General features: G+C 59.2%; 17 protein-coding genes and 1 pseudogene. 9 read left to right on the top strand and 9 right to left on the bottom strand.

Annotated elements, in window-relative coordinates:
• Positions 1–44: 44 nt before the first annotated feature.
• The 3 genes from OLX72_RS14515 to OLX72_RS14505 all read right to left on the bottom strand — a co-directional run bounded on the left by OLX72_RS14515 (position 45) and on the right by OLX72_RS14505 (position 4298).
• On the bottom strand, positions 45–1046 hold the full coding sequence (locus tag OLX72_RS14515) for a DctP family TRAP transporter solute-binding subunit (RefSeq protein WP_114870607.1): 1002 nt from the start codon (positions 1044–1046) through the stop codon (positions 45–47).
• Positions 1047–1311: 265 nt separating this feature from the next.
• Entirely contained in the window at positions 1312–2550 is a 1239-nt protein-coding gene (locus OLX72_RS14510) for a sigma-54-dependent transcriptional regulator (protein WP_433988957.1), read from the bottom strand.
• Entirely contained in the window at positions 2547–4298 is a 1752-nt protein-coding gene (locus OLX72_RS14505; RefSeq protein WP_433988956.1) for a sensor histidine kinase, read from the bottom strand. The genes OLX72_RS14510 and OLX72_RS14505 overlap by 4 nt, the downstream gene beginning before the upstream one ends.
• 61 nt (positions 4299–4359) lie before the next feature.
• Here OLX72_RS14505 and OLX72_RS14500 point away from each other — a divergent pair, with 61 nt between their 5' ends.
• Positions 4360–5541, top strand: coding sequence for a cytochrome P450 (locus tag OLX72_RS14500; RefSeq protein ID WP_114870610.1), 1182 nt, complete (start codon positions 4360–4362; stop codon positions 5539–5541).
• A 3-nt stretch (positions 5542–5544) separates the two neighbouring features.
• Here OLX72_RS14500 and OLX72_RS14495 read toward each other — a convergent pair whose 3' ends face one another.
• Positions 5545–6012 carry an Lrp/AsnC family transcriptional regulator gene (locus OLX72_RS14495; RefSeq protein ID WP_114870611.1) on the bottom strand — a complete coding sequence of 156 codons (468 nt, stop codon included), beginning with the start codon at positions 6010–6012 and terminating at the stop codon, positions 5545–5547.
• Between the two features lie 189 nt (positions 6013–6201).
• On the opposite strand from OLX72_RS14495, the pseudogene cobA reads away from it, so the two are divergent.
• The 7 genes and pseudogenes from cobA to OLX72_RS14460 all read left to right on the top strand — a co-directional run.
• A pseudogene (gene cobA / locus OLX72_RS14490) lies at positions 6202–6951 on the top strand (uroporphyrinogen-III C-methyltransferase); the annotation flags it as partial.
• Complete coding sequence (locus OLX72_RS14485) at positions 6951–7259, top strand: DUF2849 domain-containing protein (RefSeq protein ID WP_114870613.1); 309 nt, start codon at positions 6951–6953, stop codon at positions 7257–7259. The pseudogene cobA and the gene OLX72_RS14485, both read left to right, overlap by 1 nt.
• On the top strand, positions 7252–8916 hold the full coding sequence (locus OLX72_RS14480) for a nitrite/sulfite reductase (RefSeq protein ID WP_433988955.1): 1665 nt from the start codon (positions 7252–7254) through the stop codon (positions 8914–8916). Before OLX72_RS14485 ends, OLX72_RS14480 begins: the two co-directional genes overlap by 8 nt.
• Positions 8906–9697: a phosphoadenylyl-sulfate reductase gene (locus OLX72_RS14475; protein WP_114870615.1), complete on the top strand. Its 792-nt coding sequence runs from the start codon at positions 8906–8908 to the stop codon at positions 9695–9697. Before OLX72_RS14480 ends, OLX72_RS14475 begins: the two co-directional genes overlap by 11 nt.
• Positions 9694–10098, top strand: coding sequence for a DUF934 domain-containing protein (locus OLX72_RS14470; protein ID WP_114870616.1), 405 nt, complete (start codon positions 9694–9696; stop codon positions 10096–10098). The genes OLX72_RS14475 and OLX72_RS14470 overlap by 4 nt, the downstream gene beginning before the upstream one ends.
• Positions 10099–10170: 72 nt before the next feature.
• Positions 10171–11001 (top strand): ferredoxin--NADP reductase, encoded by an 831-nt coding sequence (locus OLX72_RS14465; protein WP_114870617.1) that lies wholly within the window; start codon positions 10171–10173, stop codon positions 10999–11001.
• 49 nt (positions 11002–11050) lie between these two features.
• Positions 11051–12664 carry an arylsulfatase gene (locus OLX72_RS14460; RefSeq protein WP_433988954.1) on the top strand — a complete coding sequence of 538 codons (1614 nt, stop codon included), beginning with the start codon at positions 11051–11053 and terminating at the stop codon, positions 12662–12664.
• 27 nt (positions 12665–12691) lie between these two features.
• Here the strand turns inward: OLX72_RS14460 and OLX72_RS14455 are convergent, their stop codons facing one another.
• Together OLX72_RS14455 and OLX72_RS14450 are read right to left on the bottom strand one after the other, a co-directional pair.
• Positions 12692–13507: a TauD/TfdA dioxygenase family protein gene (locus OLX72_RS14455; RefSeq protein ID WP_114870618.1), complete on the bottom strand. Its 816-nt coding sequence runs from the start codon at positions 13505–13507 to the stop codon at positions 12692–12694.
• A gap of 120 nt (positions 13508–13627) precedes the next feature.
• The gene (locus tag OLX72_RS14450) at positions 13628–14338 is read right to left on the bottom strand and encodes a translation initiation factor 3 (RefSeq protein WP_433988953.1); all 711 of its coding nucleotides are present in this window, start codon (positions 14336–14338) and stop codon (positions 13628–13630) included.
• A gap of 253 nt (positions 14339–14591) precedes the next feature.
• Between OLX72_RS14450 and infC the strand changes: the two genes are divergently transcribed.
• A complete protein-coding gene (gene infC, locus OLX72_RS14445) occupies positions 14592–15089 on the top strand; it encodes a translation initiation factor IF-3 (RefSeq protein ID WP_433988952.1) in 498 nt (165 codons plus the stop codon).
• Positions 15090–15157: 68 nt separating this feature from the next.
• On the opposite strand, the gene OLX72_RS14440 is transcribed toward infC, so the two are convergent.
• The 3 genes from OLX72_RS14440 to OLX72_RS14430 form a co-directional block, all read right to left on the bottom strand.
• On the bottom strand, positions 15158–15946 hold the full coding sequence (locus OLX72_RS14440) for an FAD binding domain-containing protein (protein ID WP_114870621.1): 789 nt from the start codon (positions 15944–15946) through the stop codon (positions 15158–15160).
• A 109-nt stretch (positions 15947–16055) separates the two neighbouring features.
• On the bottom strand, positions 16056–18425 hold the full coding sequence (locus OLX72_RS14435) for a xanthine dehydrogenase family protein molybdopterin-binding subunit (protein WP_114870622.1): 2370 nt from the start codon (positions 18423–18425) through the stop codon (positions 16056–16058).
• 95 nt (positions 18426–18520) lie between these two features.
• Complete coding sequence (locus tag OLX72_RS14430) at positions 18521–19006, bottom strand: (2Fe-2S)-binding protein (protein ID WP_114870623.1); 486 nt, start codon at positions 19004–19006, stop codon at positions 18521–18523.
• Positions 19007–19111 lie beyond the last annotated feature (105 nt).

Below are 19111 nucleotides of genomic sequence, written 5' to 3'. Positions count from 1 at the left end.
TTCCCCGGCCGGGACACTCCGGCCGGGGATTGGTCTTGACTGCCCTAGTGGGTCATATTGATTTTTTGGGCCGCGTCGATGTTTTCCTGGCCGACATCGCCTTTGAACTCTTCCCAGACGGGTTTCATGGCGGCAACCCATTCTTCGCGGGCCGCACCATCCAACGTACGCACCACACCGCCGGCATCGATGATGGCCTGCTTGGCCGCTTCGTTGACGGCCGTGGATTCAGCGTTACGCGCGGCGGTCACTTCGGTCACGATTGTCGCCAGTTGATCGCGCACATCGCCATCCAGTGAATCCCACCAGTCGGTCGATGTCACCAGCATATAGTCGATGATACCGTGGTTGGTTTCGGTGATGCCATCCTGCACTTCAAAGAACTTCTGGCCGTAAATGTTGGACCATGTGTTTTCCTGTCCGTCGACAACGCCGGTTTGCAGCGCGCCATAGACTTCGGAAAACGCCATCGGCTGGGGCGATCCACCCAAAGCCGCCATTTGCGCCTTCAGAACATCCGAATTCTGCACACGGAATTTCAGGCCATTGGCATCGGTCGGGCTGTTCAGCGGCACGTTGGCCGACATCTGCTTCATGCCGTTGTGCCAGAACGCAAGGCCCAGCAGACCACGGCGGGTCATGCTTTCCTTCATCGCCTGTCCGGTATCGGAATTCTGGAAATCATCCACCGCCGCGATGTTCTTGAACATGAACGGCAGATCGAAGATGCGGAAAACCTTGGTGAACTGTTCGAACTTGGACAGCGACGGGGCGGCCATCTGTACGTCGCCCTGCAACAGGGCCTCAAGCACCTGATCATCGTTGTAAAGTGTCGAGTTCGGGAACACTTCCATACAGGCTTTGCCGTTCATTTCGTCATTGACGCGCTGTTGCAGCAAAGAGGCGGCGATGCCTTTGGGGTGTTTGTCTGTATTGGTGACGTGGCTGAACTTGATAACGATCTCGCCTTCGTCACAGGCAGCGGAAGCCGCATTTGCAGTCACTGTCAGAGCCAGCGCCGTTGCGGCGGCGGTTACAAATTTCATGGTGGGTCTCCTCCCCGGTTGTGTGTCTGGCAGCGCCAGACGGCATAATCAGCTTTACCCGTCAAAGAACGGGTTGGCTGTCACAACCAAACCGCAAGTCGCCCTTTCGCTCAAGCTTTTGTGACCACCGGAACTACAACTTGACTTATTACATTTATAACAGCGCCTTAAGCAATATTGCTCAAGCACGCTTCCTTAAGCCAGTCGCCATCTGTGCGAAAAACCGCACAGCTGAAACCGAACCTTGTGCGGAATTTCGCACAGATCAGAGCCTGAAATCCTCGGCCCGAATCCCGTAGCGGGCCAGTTTGTCGTAAAAGGTTTTGCGCGGCAGGTGCAGGTCTTTTGCGGCCGCGCTGGCCTGCCCCTTGGCGCGTTGCAATGCAGCCGCCAGCAATGATCTTTCGACCTGCGCCAGTTGATCGTTCAGCCCCAGTGACGCATCCGGCTGCGTCACACCGCCTGCCTCCAGCCCCAGCGCAAATCGCATCGCAACCGACATCAGCGCACGGGCATTTCCCGGCCAGTCCTGCGCCATCAGCCCGGCCAGAACATCGGGGGTGATTTCCGGCGCGCTCAGACCGGCCTGCTCGCTTGCCAGTGCAACATAGTGGCGAAACAGCACGGGAATATCCTCGGGGCGTTCGGCCAAAGACGGAATGCGCACCGGCATGACCTGAAGGCGATAGTAAAGGTCGGAGTTCAGCGCACCTTTTTCGGTCGCATGACCAAGATCGGCAGTGCTGCCACAGATCAGGCGCGCGTCCGCGCCCGTCTCCAGTGCTTCGATCAGGGCAAACTGGCTGTCAGCGGGCATTGCCGCAATCTCATCGATGAGCAGGCTGCCGGCCTGCGCCATCTCAAGCGCGGCAATCAACGCATGCGGTTCAAGCCCGGCCCCTGCCCGTTTCACGAACGGCCCCTTGGACACGGGTGAACACAGGTGGATCACTTCGGCCACCTTGGAAATGCCGGTGCCCGGATCGCCCAGCACCAGCACTTCGGTGTGCGCGCGGGCCACCTGGCGGACATTTTCGCGCAAGGTTTCGGCCTTTTGCGATGTTCCAAACAACATCCGCGCAGCAGCATCCCCGCGTTCCAGCTGCGCACGCAAACGGCGGTTTTCCAGCACAAGATGGCGGGTTTTGATCGCCCGTTCCAGCACGGCCACCAGATCGGCAGGCGCACACGGCTTTTCCAGAAAATCGAACGCGCCCTGCGCCATGGCCTTGACGGCCATCGGAATGTCGCCTTCGCCGGTCAGCAGAACAACCGGCAGATCGGGGTCCTGTTGCAGCGCATAATCCAACAGATAAAAACCGTCGCGTCCCGGCATCCGGATATCGGACAGGATGACCCCTTCAAATGTCGTCGATATATGATCCTTGGCCGCAATAAACGATCCAACAGCGCGCGGCTCCAATCCGGCCAGGGCCAGCGATTGCGCCAGTGCCTCGCGTACGGCAGCGTCATCTTCGACAATCAGAACAGGGGTTGCGCTCATGCGGCTTTTTCGCCTTCCCAGCGATCCAGTTCAACGGTAAAAACCGCGCCGCCCTCTGGCCGGTTGGCGCCGCGAATGTTACCGCCAAAGCTTTGCACCAAACCATAAGAGATCGACAGGCCCAGCCCCATGCCTTCGGCGGCGCCCACCTCTTTTGTGGAATAGAACGGATCGAAAATCTTTTCCGGCGCGCTGATGCCGGGGCCGGTATCGGCCACATCCACGCTGATCCGGTCGCCGGTGTTCAGGGTGATCGTCAGGGCGCGATCCTGCGTCGCCTCCATTGCGTCTGCCGCGTTGGTGATCAGGTTCACCATCACCTGCGCCAGACGCACTTCGCCTGCATGCACCCAGACAGGTCCGGATGGGGGCACCCATTGCACCTGCACCGCGTCATCACGCAGCCGCACCGCAGTCAATTCCAGCGCAGTGTCAATCACGGCAACGATATCCACCCGCGTCAGTTCGCGGGTTTCCTGCCGCGCAAAAGCGCGCAGGTTCTTGATGATGCGCGCCATGCGTTCCGCCAGATCGGAAATACGGCCCATATTGGCCGCCGCGACCTGCGTTTCGCCGCGCGCCAGAAACTGCGCGCCGTTTTCGGCAAATGACCGGATCGCCATCAGCGGCTGGTTCAGTTCGTGGCTTAACCCCGCCGACATCTGCCCCAGGGCCGACAGTTTGCCCGCCTGCACCAGATCGGCCTGTGCCCGTTGCAGGGCTGCTTCGGCCTGCCGCCGTTCGGAGACTTCGCGCCGCAGGCTGACGTTGGCATCCTGCAAGGCCGCCGTGCGTTTGGCCACCCGGCTTTCCAGCACCGCATTGGCCTGCGCGAGGGTACGGCGCCGTTCGGTTGCCAGAAACAGCATCGCTCCAAAGGCCAGACACAGCGCCGCCACCGCCGAAGCCTGCAAACCTGCCAGACGGCGCGCGGGGGCCACATCAACCAACACCTCACCCGTCATGCCGATCACCGGCAACTGTTTCACCAGATGCAGCGCCCGCGCCGGCAGATAAGGCCCCCACCCCAATTGCCACACCTCGTGCGGCCCGGTGAAGCTGGAAGAAAACGGCGGCGAACGACCAGCGGCAGGCACCAGTCCCGCTTCGCCCTTGGGACGTGTCCAGAACAGCAGTTCGGACCGGTTGGAAATAAACACCTCGCCGCTGCGATCCGTGAAGAATACAGCCGGGTTGGAGCCGCGCCAGTCATCTTCTAGACGGTCCACATCCACCGCCACCATCAGCACGCCAATCACCCCGCCGCCCACGGCAAAAGACGGCGCTCCGAACACAAATGTCCGCTGGTCAAAGGGGGGCTTGACCCCGTGATCAATGCCCATCGCCCCGTGCATGGCGCGCGCGAATGCGGCGTTCTGCGAGACGTCCTGCAATGTTGCGTCATGCGCTGAGGCGACAACCTGTCCGGCGGGTGATACGAACAGAATATCCAGTGCCGCCGTCTTGTCTGCCGCTGCCAGCAACATCGCCTTGGCCGCAGCTGTTTCGCGCCCGATTGCAAGCGCCTGCAACACCGGATGATCCGCCAGTAGAACGGCAATCTCCTGAAATCCCTGCAACTGTCCGGTTAACCGGTCGCTGGCCAGATCCAGATCGGCCTGCCCGCGCTGCGCCAACTGATCCAGCGCCTGCAAATACCCATAGCGCCATACGGCCGCCGACACCGCCGCAACGGTGATCAAAAACCCCACAACAATCAGGGCGCGCTGGTTCCATAATCGCGTCATCTTGCAAGACCCTAGCAAACCCGGACTTGCATTGACCAGATCGCACCGCTTTGATGCCGTTATGGCAACACTTGTGCAATCCCCGACAGATCCCGCCTTTGTCCAGAACCCCTATCTTTTCTATGCCGATGCGCTGGAAAAGGGGCCGTTGCATTTCTGGCAGGATTACGGAATGTGCGCGGCGTTTTCGCATGACGCCGTTCATGCATTGTTGCGCGACAAAAGGTTGGGCCGCGCAATGCCACCGGAAAATCAAGTGGACCCACCAGACCATCTGGCCCCCTTCTACGCGGTCGAGGCCCATTCGATGCTGGAACTGGAACCGCCCCGCCATACCCGCCTGCGCGGCCTTGTTTTGCGCGCCTTTACCTCGCGCCGGATCAGAGCGATGGAGGGCGAGATTGCCGCGCTGGCCCACGATCTGATTGACGCGATGCCCCAGGGCGAGACCGATCTATTGCCGGCGTTTTGCACGCCCTTGCCAGTGATCGTAATTGCACGGCTTCTGGGCGTGCCCGACAGCATGGCCCCCGATCTGCTTCGCTGGTCCAACCGGATTGTTGCGATGTATCAGGCAAACCGCACCCGCGCGATCGAAGACGATGCCGCCAGCGCCGCCCGCGATTTTGCCGCGTTCATGCGCGGCTATGTCAGCGAACGCCGCACCCGCCCTGCCGATGATCTGATCACCCATCTGATTGCCGCAGAGGAAGATGGCGAAAAACTGTCAACGGACGAGCTGATTACAACCTGCATCCTGCTGCTGAACGCCGGACACGAGGCTACCGTGCATAGCTTTGGCAATGGCATCAAGGCGGTGCTGGAAAACGCAGTGCCACGCGCATTTCTTGCGCGCGACCAGATCGCCGACACCGTCGAGGAAATCCTACGGTATGATCCGCCACTGCACATGTTCACGCGCTATGTTTACGAACACGTCACGCTGTTTGACCAACCTTTTGCCCGCGGCGACCAGATCGCGTTGGTGCTGGGCGCAACCGGGCGCGATCCGCACAGATGGGCGCAACCAGACAGGTTTTTGCCCGACCGGGCGCAGCACAGCCATCTGGCCTTTGGCGGGGGCGTGCACTTTTGCGTCGGTGCGCCGCTGGCCCGGTTCGAACTGGCCACAGCTCTGCCAATCCTGTTTGAACGCCTGCCCCGCTTGCAGATGACCGTGCCGCCGGTCTACGGCGACACCTACCATTTCCACGGCCTGACCCGCTTGATCGCAGACAAATAGCCACTATTGCCCGACCGGCAGCATTGTGGTCGATTTGATCTCTTCCATCGACAACAGGGCCGTGACGTTGAACACCCGCACTTCCGAAATCAGCGCCTGATAGAAAGCATCATAGGCACGGGCGTTTTTCACCCGCACTTTCAGAATATAGTCGATGTCCCCCGCCAGCCGGTGCGCCTCTTGCACCTCGGGGCGTTCTTTCAATGCCTTCAGGAATGCGGCCTGCCACTCGGCCTCATGCTCTGACGTGCGGATAAGTACAAAGAAACACGCCTCAAACCCCAATGCTTCGGGATCCAGCAAAACGGTTTGCCGCCCGATCACCCCCGCCTTGCGCAATTTGCGAATCCGGTTCCACACCGGCGTCTTGGAACTGCCGACTTTTCCGGCAATATCATCCAGCGACTGGCTCGCATCCTCCTGCAGCTCGGCCAGAATTTTCCGATCCAGTTCATCTATCTGCGCTGCCATTCCTGTTATCCTTGCATATCGGGACTATATTCTATGATTTCAGCATTATATAAAACATATGTTCTTATCTATCGACACATATGGCGTATTGGCGGGAATATTTCCTATATTGCATCTCAAGTCAAACAAGGAAGTCCGCGCGTCATGGATCAGAAAATCACTCCTCCCAAGGCCGGAACCGACCCTGTCGGTCACGTCACCTTTGTCGGCGCCGGCCCCGGCGATCCCGATCTGCTGACGATCAAGGCGCTGCGCGCGCTTGAACAGGCTGATGTGGTGATCCACGATCGCCTGATCAGCGCGGACATTCTGGCGCTGGTCCCGCACAGGGTTCTGTTGATCGACGCGGGCAAGGAAGGCTTTGGCCCCTCGATGTCTCAGGACGACATCAACGCGCTGATCGTCCTTCACGCGTCAGGCGGGGCGCGGGTCACGCGGCTGAAATCGGGTGATGCAACCGTGTTCGGACGACTGGACGAAGAAATCGATGCGGTCGATGCGGCCCGGATCGGCTGGCATATCGTGCCCGGCATCACTTCGGCCAGTGCGGCGGTGGCCGCGATCGGGCAAAGCCTGACAAAACGCACACGCAATTCTTCTGTGCGGTTTCTGACCGGGCACGACATGAAAGGATTTGCCTATCACGACTGGGCGGCACTGGCGCGCGCGGGCGAGGTTGCGGCGATCTATATGGGCAAGAAATCGGCCCGCTTCATTCAGGGCCGCCTGATCATGCACGGCGCGGACCGCGCCACGCCTGTCACTGTGATCGAAAACGCCTCGCGCCCCGATCAGAGGGTGCTGGAAACCACATTGGCGGCATTGCCCGCTGATCTGGCTCGTGCCGAAATGTCCGGCCCCGCCCTGACCTTTTACGGCCTTGCCCCGCGCGCCGCTGTGCAGGCCACACAAGATCTGCCCCGAAAGGAACGTGCCTGATGTCCAAGCCATACACCCCCAAAGTCGTAACCGCCAATGCCCTGATCGAAGGTGACGTGATCTATCTGAGCGCCGATGACCAATGGACCCGCGACCTGTCACAGGCCGAAATCATCACCGACGAGGCCCACGCCCAACTGCGCCTGTTGCACGCCGAAATGCAAAGCAGCGCCATCGTCGGCGCTTATCTCGCGGATGTGGTGCCCACCAAATCGGGCGCCGCCCCCACCCATTTCCGCGAAGAATTCAGGGCGACGGGCCCATCCAATTATGCCCACGGCAAACAGGCGGAGCAGGCAAATGTATAACTACACAGATTTTGACGCCGCGTTTCTGGCAGAGCGCAACGCGCAGTTTCGCGCGCAGGTCGAACGGCGCATTTCCGGCGCGCTGACCGAGGATGAATTCAAACCGCTGCGCCTGATGAACGGGCTGTATCTGCAACTGCACGCCTACATGCTGCGTGTTGCCATCCCTTATGGAACGCTGAACAGTCGCCAGATGCACAAACTGGCCGATATCGCCGACCGGTGGGACAAGGGGTATGGCCATTTCACCACCCGCCAGAACGTGCAGTTCAACTGGCCCAAGCTGAACGATGTGCCCGATATGCTGGATGCCCTGGCCGAGGTCGACATGCATGCGATCCAGACCAGCGGCAACACCATCCGGAACGTGACGGCAGACCATTTTGCCGGTGCCGCCGCCGATGAAATCGCCGATCCGCGCCCTGTGGCCGAACTGATCCGGCAATGGTCTACCGACCACCCCGAATTCCAGTTTCTGCCGCGCAAATTCAAGGTGGCCGTGACCGGATCGCCCAACGACCGGGCCGTGACCAAAGCGCATGACATCGGCCTTCGGATGATCACCCGCAACGGCGCACCGGGGTTCGAGGTGATTGTCGGCGGCGGTCTGGGCCGTAGCCCCATGATCGGCAAGGTGATCCGCGATTTCCTGCCGCGCGCTGATCTGCTGCCCTATCTGGAATCCATCGTCAGTGTCTATAACCTGCTGGGACGGCGCGACAACAAATACAAGGCCCGCATCAAGATCACCGTGCATGAAAACGGTATCGACGATATCCGCGCCCGCGTTGAACACCGGTTTGCCCAGATCCGCCCCACATTTTCCGGCGTCGATCAAACCCTTCTGCCCGCGATCGAGGCGCAATTTGCCCCGCCCGCCTTCAAAGCCGGCGATACCGCGGCCTTCGATACGGCCTATAGCAACGATCCGGTCTTTCGCAGCTGGGCCGACACCAATCTGGCCGAACATCGCACAAGCGGCTATGCCATCGTTTCGATCAGCCTCAAGGCGCATGGCGCCACACCGGGCGATGCCACATCGGACCAGATGCGCGTTATGGCCGATCTGGCGCGCGCTTATGGACATGACGAATTGCGCATCAGCCACGAACAGAACGTGATCCTGCCCCATGTGCACCGCTCTGATCTGCCTGCCCTGCATGCAAAATTGCGCGCCCACGGCCTTGCCACTGCCAATATCGGCCTGATTTCGGATATCATCGCCTGCCCCGGCATGGATTACTGCGCGCTGGCCACGGCCCGGTCCATCCCTATCGCCCAGGAAATCGCGACCCGGTTCGACGATCTGAAACTGGAACACGATATCGGGGATCTGAAAATCAAGATTTCCGGTTGCATCAATGCCTGCGGGCACCACCACGTGGCCCATATCGGCATTCTGGGGCTGGATCGCGCCGGCGTGGAAAACTACCAGATCACGCTGGGCGGGGATCACACCGAAACCGCCGCTGTCGGCGAACGCGCCGGACCCGGCTTTTCCGCGGACGAGATCATTCCCGCCATCGAACGTCTGGTCGAGGCCTATCTCGACCTGCGCAGTGATGCGGGCGAACGGTTCATCAACACCTACCGCCGTCTGGGCCTTGCCCCGTTCAAGGCGGCCCTTTACCCCGAGGCACGGGCCGATGCAGCCTGACCCCCGGCTTCTTCTGTTGCAAAATATCCCCGCCGGAGGCTCCCCTGCGTCCGGCGCGGCACCGCACGCGAATTTGGTCCCTCATGTCGCCGCTCTGAACAAGGCATACCGCCATCACAGCGCCACAGACGTGATCCGCGCCGCGTTGCGCGATCTGGGGCATATTGCGCTGGTCTCCAGTTTCGGCGCGGAATCGGTTGCGTTGCTGCATCTTGTTTCGATGCAGGACCGCACCGCACCGGTGGTGTTCATCGACACCGAAATGCTGTTCACACAAACGCTGGTCTATCAGCAGGAAGTTGCGGAAAAGCTTGGCCTGCGCAATGTGCGCATCATCCGTGCCGCGAATGCAGGCACCGCAGACCCTGATGGCACCCTGCACAAAACCGATCCCGATGCCTGCTGCGCGCTGCGCAAGACTGCGCCGCTTGATCAGGTGCTTGCCGAATATGATGGCTGGATCACGGGGCGCAAACGGTTCCAGTCGGGCCGGCGCGCCACACTGGAGTTTTTCGAGGCCGAGCCTGACACCGGCAGGATCAAGGTGAACCCGCTGGCCCACTGGACGTCACAGGATGTGCAAACCTACATGATCGAAAACCGCCTGCCGCGTCACCCGCTGGTGGCCCAAGGCTATCCTTCGATCGGATGCGCGCCCTGCACGTCGCCAGCCGCGCCAGATGAAAACCCGCGCGCCGGACGCTGGCGCGATCAAACCAAAGATGAATGCGGCATCCACTTTGTGAATGGCAAAATGATGCGAACAGGAGAAACGACATGACGGTCATTGTAACGGATGCAGGGTTTACCCCCGATACATGGACGCACGGTTTTTGCGGGCCCGACGTGGCCGCCAACGACATCTGCGCCCTTGATCTTCCATCGGATACCGATCCGCAACAGGTTCACCTGACGCCGGGCCTGCAGATGATCCGCGTTGATTTCCCCTCAAGTGCCGATGGGCGCGGCTTTACCATCGCGCGCCAGTTGCGACTGCGCGGGTACACCGGCCGGTTGCGCGCGCGCGGCCATGTGCTGTCGGATCAATACGCCATGGCGCGGCGCGCCGGATTTGACGAGGTCGAAATCAGCGATGATCTGGCCGCTCGCCAACCCGAAAAGGAATGGGTGTTTCGTGCCAACTGGCAAGACCACGACTATCAGGCTCGCCTGCGCGGCTGATTGTCCCCTTTCCCCTGCCCCTCTCACATCTTAAAGAAGGCATGCGAGCCCTGAGCCCGCATGATTTAAACCATGACTGAGATCAGACCCTTGAGCGAAGCCACAGCAGTAAAAGTGCCCACCCTGCCCGATGCCCAGACGGTGACATCTGTAACCCACTGGACAGACCGTTTGTTTTCGTTCCGGGTCACGCGCCCTGCATCACTGCGTTTCCGCTCGGGCGAGTTTGTGATGATCGGCCTGCTGAAAGAAGATGGCCGCCCGCTGCTGCGCGCCTATTCGATCGCGTCGCCGTCCTGGGATGACGAGCTGGAATTCTACTCGATCAAGGTGCAGGACGGGCCGCTGACCAGCCGCCTGCAACATATCGAACCCGGGGATCAGATCATCCTGCGTCCCAAGCCGGTGGGCACATTGGTGCACGATGCGCTGTTGCCCGGAAAACGCTGCTGGTTTTTTGCCACCGGCACCGGCTTTGCGCCTTTTGCCTCGCTGTTGCGCGATCCGCAAACCTACGAGGATTACGATCAGGTCATCGTCACACACACTTGTCGCGATGTGGCGGAACTGGAATACAGCCGCCAGCTGATCGAAAGCATCCGTTCCGACGAATTGCTGAACGAGTTGATCGGCACCGAAAACCTGAAGAAACTGACCTATTATCCGACCACCACGCGCGAAGAGAGCCCGAAAATGGGCCGTATAACGACGCTGCTGAACGATGGCACCCTGTTCAGCGATCTGGGCATCAAAGGCATCAGCGCAGAAACAGATCGCGCCATGGTATGCGGATCACTAGGCCTGAACACCGATCTCAAAGAGATACTGGAAGGCTTCGGACTGGAAGAAGGTGCCAATTCGGATCCCAAACACTATGTGGTCGAAAAGGCGTTCGTGGGTTAACGTTTAGAACACTGATGACAGGCCAAGCGGCCTGTGCCACCATTCTGGCATGCGCAATGCCAAACAGCCCAACATCATCCTGATCCTTGCCGATGACATGGGGTTTTCAGACCTTGGGTGTATGGGGTCCGAAATCCGGACCCCCAACATTGATCGTCTTGCAAAAGGCGGCCAGACTTATACGGCGATGTACAATTGCGCCCGTTGCTGCCCCACGCGCGCATCCCTTCTGACCGGCTTATACCCGCACAAGGCCGGGATCGGGCACATGACGGCCAATTACGGAACCCCCGCCTATCAGGGATATTTGCGCAACGATGCCGTCACGATTGCCGAAGTGCTGCGCCTTGCCGGATACCGCACGTTGATGAGTGGAAAATGGCATGTCGGCGGCCCCTATGATCCGCGCGACGCGGATACTTGGACACCGGGCGAAGTAGGCCAGCCCACGCCGCGACAGCGGGGGTTTGACCGGTTTTTTGGTACGTTAGACGGCGCCGGAAGTTTCTTTTTCCCGCATTACATCGGGGAAGACGATTGTGAAATCGAAGTCTCTGACAGTGCTTTTTATATGACCGATGCCGTCACGGACAAAGCAGTCGAGATGATCGGCAAGGCCAGTGGCGAGGATAAACCGTTCTTTCTGTATCTGGCCTATACCGCCCCGCATTGGCCTTTACAGGCCCACGCGGAAGACATCGCCAGGTATCAGGGAAAATACCGTAAAGGTTGGGATCATCTGCGCACGGCGCGACACGAGGAAATGCTGGGCCGTGGCCTGTTGCAGGGTAACTGGGATATTTCGCCCCGCGATCCGGATGCCCACGCATGGACTGATGAAAAGAACACCGATTGGGAAGACGCGCGAATGGCGACCTATGCCGCCATGGTGGATTGCATGGATCAGGGCATTGGCCGCGTTATGGCCAAACTGCGCGCGTTGGGTGTGGAGCAGGACACGCTGGTGCTATTTCTGTCCGACAATGGCGGTTGCGCCGAATTTCTGGCCGAAGACGGGTGGACCGACAGCTACCCTGCAACCGGATTTAACGGCGAAGAGGTGGTTTCGGGCAACATCCCCGATCTTGCCCCCGGTCCGGGCACCACGTTTCAAAGCTATGATGTGGCATGGTCGAACGTGTCCAACGCACCCTTCCGTATGCACAAAAGCTGGGTCCACGAGGGCGGCATTTCGACCCCGCTCATTGTCCATTGGCCCAATGGCGTTGAAGCCAAAGGCGTGATCCATCAGGCGCGCCATGTGGTTGATATCATGCCTACGCTTCTGGATGTCTCCGGGGCGACCTACCCCAAGGACTTCGACGGGCACGGCATTCAGGATCTGGATGGCGAAAGCCTGATGCCGCTGTTCTGCAACAATACGGCAGAACGCGAAGCACCGATTTTCTGGGAACACGAAGGCAATTGCGCCGCACGGATTGGTGACTGGAAACTGGTACGCGAATTCGGCAAGGACTGGGAACTTTATAATATGCGCGATGATCGTACCGAACTACACGATCTCCGTTTCAGAAACACGCCCAAATCCCAGATGCTGATCAGGGAGTTTGACAACTGGACCGAAAAGATCGGCGTGATTGATTGGGCAATTCTACGCGAACATCCCGACATGGATTGGGTAAAGCCGACAAAACCGGAGTGACAGTTTCGTGGGCAAAGCAACTGAAACCTAACGCTCCAACGCCTGCCCTTTCACCGTGATCCGGTGCATCAGACGCGCGTGTCCCTGATAATCAGCCGTTGCAAAATGCTGCACCGTTCGGTTGTCCCATATCCCGACGCTTCCCGGCGTCCAGCGCACGCGGCAACAATACTGCGGCTGGGTCACGGCCCGATAAAGGTATTCCAGCAGCGGGCGCGATTCTTCCTCGCTCCAGCCGTCAAAACGGGTGGTGAAATCCCCGTTCACGTAAACTGCCCTTTCGCCCGTTTCGGGATGGCGGATCAGCACCGGATGCAGGCTGGGCGGGCGAAATGCGGCCGCATCCTTGCCCATATCAAATTCGGACCGGGCGAAACTGCCATCGGTGTGCCACGCAGACAGCCCCGACAGCGTATCGCGCAACCCTTCCGAAAGACCGGCGCAAGCGGCTGTCATCGACGCAAACAAAGTGTCCCCGCCATAGGGTGGCAATTCGCGCGCCACCAGTATTGATGCCATTGCCGGTTCAGGATCATAGGAATGATCGCTGTGCCATGTACCACCGATCACGGTGTTCTGCTCGGCTCTTGTACGCACTTCGGCAATCATTGGGTGCGCGGCAACCGGCGTAAAAAACCGGTTCACGTCAATTTCGCCAAAGCGTTCGGCCAGTGCGATATGCGCCTCGGGCGAAAAATCCTGATCCCGCAGGACAACGACACCGCGCCTGAACAGGGTATCGCACAACGTTTCAAACTGGCTGTCACTGATCCGGTTCAGATCAACGCCCGAGATTTCGGCGCCGACCGCGCCGGTCAATCTCGTGACGCTCAGATCAGACATTGGCTGTTCCTTTCCTGACTGGTGAAACCCACGCTGCCAGAGGATTGCCCCTTTCCCAAGAAAAAACCGCGCACCCAAAGATGCGCGGCAGTTTTTCAGTACTTCTGAGAAGTCTGTTTTTTACAGACCCAGAAGGTTCCTTGCCTCGTCCAGCGCCACTTTCAGCATGACGGGGCTGTCCTGTGATGCTTCCAGCGTGCTTTTCAGGGTCAATTTCTGCAAATCGTTCAGGTTCGAGCTGTCGATCATTTCCTTTGCCGCATCAAGGTTGAACCCCTCTACCGTCATCACGGACGGATCGATTGCAGGCAGCGTCGTCGCCTCCTGCAACGCGCCCGCAACGCTTTCAGCAGCTTCTTGCGCCGCCTCGACGGCTTCACTTGCCGCCTCGCCTGCCGCCTCTGTCGCTTCGTTTACAACATCGGCCGCGGCATCGGCCGCTTCGCTTGCCGCACTGGTCGCGGCGTCGCTGGCATCGCTCACGGCATCACTTGCCGCGTCTACCGCATCGCTTGCGCCTTCTGTGACACGCTCAACCGCGTTTTCGGCAGCTTCGCCTGCTGCTTGCGCTGCTTCGCTGGCCTGTTCCACCGCAGCCTCGGCAGCCTCACCCGCCTGTTCAGCAGTCTCGTTAACAGCATCGGTTACCGCTTGCGCCGCATCGCTGGCCGCCTCTGAAGCTCCTTCAACCGCGTCCGAAACAGCCTCTGTCGCCTGTTCTGTCGTTGTTTCCGCCTGGGTTGCCACTTCTTCTGCGGTGTCGCCCGTGAACAAAACATAGCCGAGCACAACCACAACGGCCACGCCCGCCAGCACCAATAAATTTCTCATCTTCGCATCCTTTAAACACTGCGCCGTCTGCCTGTTGCAGAAGGTCCGCTATCCTGTGCCAAATGCGGCATCAAAGCAGAAGGTACAATCGAAAAAAATCCCACAAATCGGCAGGGTTCAGCTTATTTTGCGGCTTGAAGTGTTGCAGGCCCGCGTCTAGGTTAAGGCCTCAAAATTCAGCAATGATCAAAGGAATAAACTCATAGCCCGCAGACCTCATAACGCGCCCCCGCAGCGCGATACCGGACCCCGAGTGAACGAAAACATCAGGTCGGATGAAATCCGGCTGATCGGGGCCGATGGTGAAAATGTCGGCGTTGTCACGCCCGCCCGCGCCATGGTCATGGCCGACGAAGCCGGGCTGGATCTGGTTGAAATATCGCCCAACGCCAACCCGCCCGTGTGCAAGATCATGGATTTCGGCAAATTCAAATACGAAACCCAAAAGCGCGAGGCAGAGGCCCGCAAAAAGCAGAAGATCATCGAAATCAAAGAGGTCAAGTTCCGTCCCAATACGGACACCAATGATTACGATGTGAAAATGCGCAACGTGTTCAAGTTTCTGGACAATGGCGACAAGGTCAAGATCACCCTGCGCTTTCGCGGTCGCGAAATGGCGCACCAGAATCTGGGGCGCGAGTTGCTGGAGCGGGTGGCAGAAGACACCAAGGATGTGGGACGTGTGGAAAACATGCCCAAGATGGAAGGCCGCCAGATGATCATGCTGATCGGCCCGCTTCCGAACAAGTAACCGGAATTCACAAAAAAAACGCCCTCTTTATCACAGGGGGCGTTTTTCTGTGCGGCGGGGGCCCGTATTCAGGCGGCAGCAGCCACCGCGCGTCTGGTGATCACCGATACCAGATGGGCGCGATATTCCTTGGTACCGTGCAGATCCCCGATCATGTTCATCGGATTGATCTTCAGGTCCATCAGCGCATCTGCGCGAAACTCTTTGGCTAACGCGGCTTCGGCCTCGGCCCAGCGGAACACACCGTCCTCCGAGGCGCCTGTCACCGCCACACGCACACCATCCGCAAATTTCGCAACAAACACGCCCACCAGCGCAAAGCGCGAGGCAGGTTGCAGAAACTTTTCGTAATGCGCCGCCTGCGGCACCGGAAAGCGGACTTCGGTGATAATCTCGCCCTCTTCTAGTGCGGTTTCGAACATGCCCTGAAAATAATCATCCGCAGCGATCTCGCGCATGTTGGTCACGATCGTCGCACCACTGCCCAGCGCCGCCGCCGGATAGCAGGCAGACGGATCATTGTTGGCAAGTGATCCGCCGATCGTGCCACGGTTGCGCACCGCCGGATCACCGATATGGCTGGCCAGCGCTGCCAGCGCCGGATAGGCACCCGCCTGCGCGGCCACTGTTGCATGTGTGGTAGCCCCACCGATACTCAGTTGCCCGTCATCAAGCGTACACACGCCCTGCATTTCTGCGATCCCCGTCAGCGACACCAGTGTCGCAGGGCTGGCCAGCCGCTGTTTCAGCGTTGGGATCAGGGTCTGCCCGCCGCCCAGCGCCTGCGCGTCCTCACCGGACATCGCAGCCACCGCATCGGCAAGGCTGGTCGGTTTCAATAGTTCGAAATCATACATCTCTGTTTCTCCTGCAAGCGGGGGACAGCATCCTCGTCGCTCCCGTTTTCATTTGTCCAAAAATACTCGAATTCCGGCGGTTGCGCACACACGCCCTCGCCGGAAAAGGTCATCCGTTCATCGCCGCCCATACCCGCGACGGGCTCAGCGGCATATCGATATGGGTCACGGTGCTGCCTGCGGCGCGCAATGCATCCACGACTGCATTCACGACGGCAGGCGGCGATCCGATTGCTCCAGCTTCGCCACACCCCTTCACGCCAAGCGGATTGTGCGTACAAGGCGTGATGCAGCTGTGATCAACGGAATAAAACGGCAGATCATCGGCGCGCGGCATGGTGTAATCCATGTACGACCCCGACAAAAGCTGCCCAGTCTCGTCATACGAACATCCTTCCAACAACGCCTGCCCGATACCCTGTGCAACACCGCCGTGCACCTGTCCATCCACGATCATTGGGTTCATGACGTTACCGAAATCATCGGCGCAAGTGAAACCGACAACATCGACCTTGCCTGTATCCGGATCGACCTCAACCTCGCAGGCATAGGCTCCGGCAGGATAGGTAAAATTCTCCGGATCATAAAATGCCGACTCCTCCAGCCCGGGTTCAAGCGATTCCAAAGGGTAGTTGTGCGGAACATAGGCGGAAAAGGCGATCTCGCCAAAGCCCTTCGCCTTGTCGGTGCCCGCAACAGCGAACTTGCCATCCTCAAACACTATGTCGTCTTCCGCGGCCTCAAGCATATGGGCTGCGATCTTCTTGCCTTTGTCAATAATCTTGTCCACGGCTTTAACCATTGCCGAGCCTGCCACAGCCAGACTGCGCGAGCCATAGCTGCCCATCCCGAAGGGTATCTTGGACGTGTCGCCATGCACGATCTCAACGCTGCTTTCAGGTATGCCCAAACGCTCTGCAACAACCTGCGCAAACACGGTCTCATGTCCCTGCCCATGGCTGTGCGCACCGGTCATCACGCTGATGGTACCTGTCGCATTGACACGTACGGTGGCGGCATCAAACAATCCGACACGCGCACCAAGAATTCCCACGAGGTTGGACGGCGCGATGCCGCAGGCCTCGATCCAGGTGGACATGCCCAGTCCACGCAACTTGCCGCGCTTGGCACTTTCGGCGCGTCGCGCCTCAAAGCCCGCGAGGTCGCCTTTCTCGATCACCTTGTCCAGTGTCGCCTGGTAGTTGCCTGTGTCATAGACCAGCCCGACCGGAGAGGCATAGGGGAACTGATCCGGTGTCAGCAGGTTCTTGCGTCGCACCTCAATCGGATCAAGGTCCAGCTCGTCGCACATCTTGTCGATGATGCGCTCCAGACCGTAGGTCGCCTCAGGGCGTCCGGCACCGCGATAGGCATCCACTGGTGCAGTGTTGGTGAACACGGCCTTTAAGTTCACATAGACGTTTGGCGTCTTGTAGGGGCCCGACATCAACGTGCCATGCAGGAATGTTGGCGTTACAGTGGAAAAATTCGACAGATACGCGCCGACGTTGGCCATAGTGTCTGTGCGAATGCCTATGAAGGTGCCGTCTTTTTCGCAAGCCAGCTCGATCTTTGTAACGTGATCGCGACCATGCGCATCCGACAAAAAGCTCTCTGAGCGGTCTGCCACCCATTTAACAGGGCGACCGATTGCCTTGGCGGCTGCCAGTACAGCCGCCTCTTCGCCATAATGGTAAATCTTTGAGCCAAACCCACCACCCACGTCAGGCGAAATCACCGTCAGTTTATTCTCGGCAATGCCCATGACAAACGCGCAGATCAGCAAGCGCGTCAGGTGAGGGTTCTGGCTGGTGGTGTATAACTTGTAATCGCCTGTGCCCGCTTCATAACAGCCAATGGATGCGCGCGGCTCCAATGCGTTGGGTACCAGTCGGTTGTTGATCAACTGGAGGGTCGTTACGTGTGGCGCCGCTTTGAACGCGGCGTCGACAGCCGCACGATTGTCTTCAATCCAGCCCCAGTCGAAGCAGACGTTGCCGTCAATTTCGTCGTGTACCCTGTGCGACGGATCGGCAACGGCTGCTGCCATATCCACAATCGCAGGGAGCTCCGTGATATCTGCCTCGATGGCCATAGCCGCATCGCGCGCCTGCGCGCGGGTCTCTGCGACAACTACTGCATAGGCATCGCCGACGTGGCGGACTTTGCCGTGCGCCAAAACGGGTCGCTTGGGCTCGCGCATGGCCGAGCCGTCGCGGCTGGGAATGTGCCAGCCTGCAGGGTTGCCGCCGACATCCGCGAAATCCGCCCCTGTCATGACCGTCAAAACACCCGGCATTGCCTTGGCTTTGTCGGCGTTAATGCCGTTGATGTAACCGTGTGCGACATCTGATCGCAAGAAATACGCGTGCGCCTGGCGCAGTACGTTGATGTCATCCGTGTAATTTCCCGCGCCGGTCAAAAACCGCACGTCCTCGCGCCGTTTAGAACTGGCTCCGATGCCTGAATCCTTTGGCATGTTGATCTCCTCCCTAAAGGTTCGACGGATCGTGTCCGTCTGGAAGGGACAGGCAGACGGGCGGGTTTCAGACCGCCGCTGCGTCCCTTGTTGCTTTATTCCGCAGCGATTGCGCTGACGTCCTGACCGGACGCGGCAAGGATCGCCTTGACGATGTTGTGGTATCCGGTGCAGCGGCAGATATTGCCTTCCAGATAGGCGCGCACTTCGTGTTCTGTCGGCTTGGGGTTTTCCTTGAGCAAAGCAGCCGCCGACATCACCATACCCGGTGTGCAGAACCCACATTGCAACCCGTGGTGATCCTGAAAGGCCTGCTGGATCACGTTCAGCGTTCCGTCGGCTTCGGCCTGGCCTTCGATCGTGTCCACCACCGCGCCATCGGCTTCGGCCGCCAACATTGTACAGGCCTTCACCGCCACGCCGTTCACATGCACAACGCATGCGCCGCACTGGCTGGTGTCACAGCCGATATGGGTTCCCGTCAGGTTCAAATCCTCGCGCAGGAACGTGGACAGCAATGTCCGCCCTTCCACATCTCCAGACGCGGCTTTGCCGTTCACGGTCATCTTGACCTGTGTCATAACATCCTCCCTTTTGGTCTTTTCGTTTGGCCCGAGTTAACCACGCAAAATACCACTTGAAAACAACAACTTTGCGATCACGACATTTTGGGCGCAAAAACCGAC

It is taken from the genome of Sulfitobacter sp. TBRI5 (genome assembly GCF_051013555.1).
Taxonomy (GTDB): Bacteria; Pseudomonadota; Alphaproteobacteria; order Rhodobacterales; family Rhodobacteraceae; genus JL08.
This window is presented reverse-complemented; position numbering and strand designations above follow the sequence as displayed.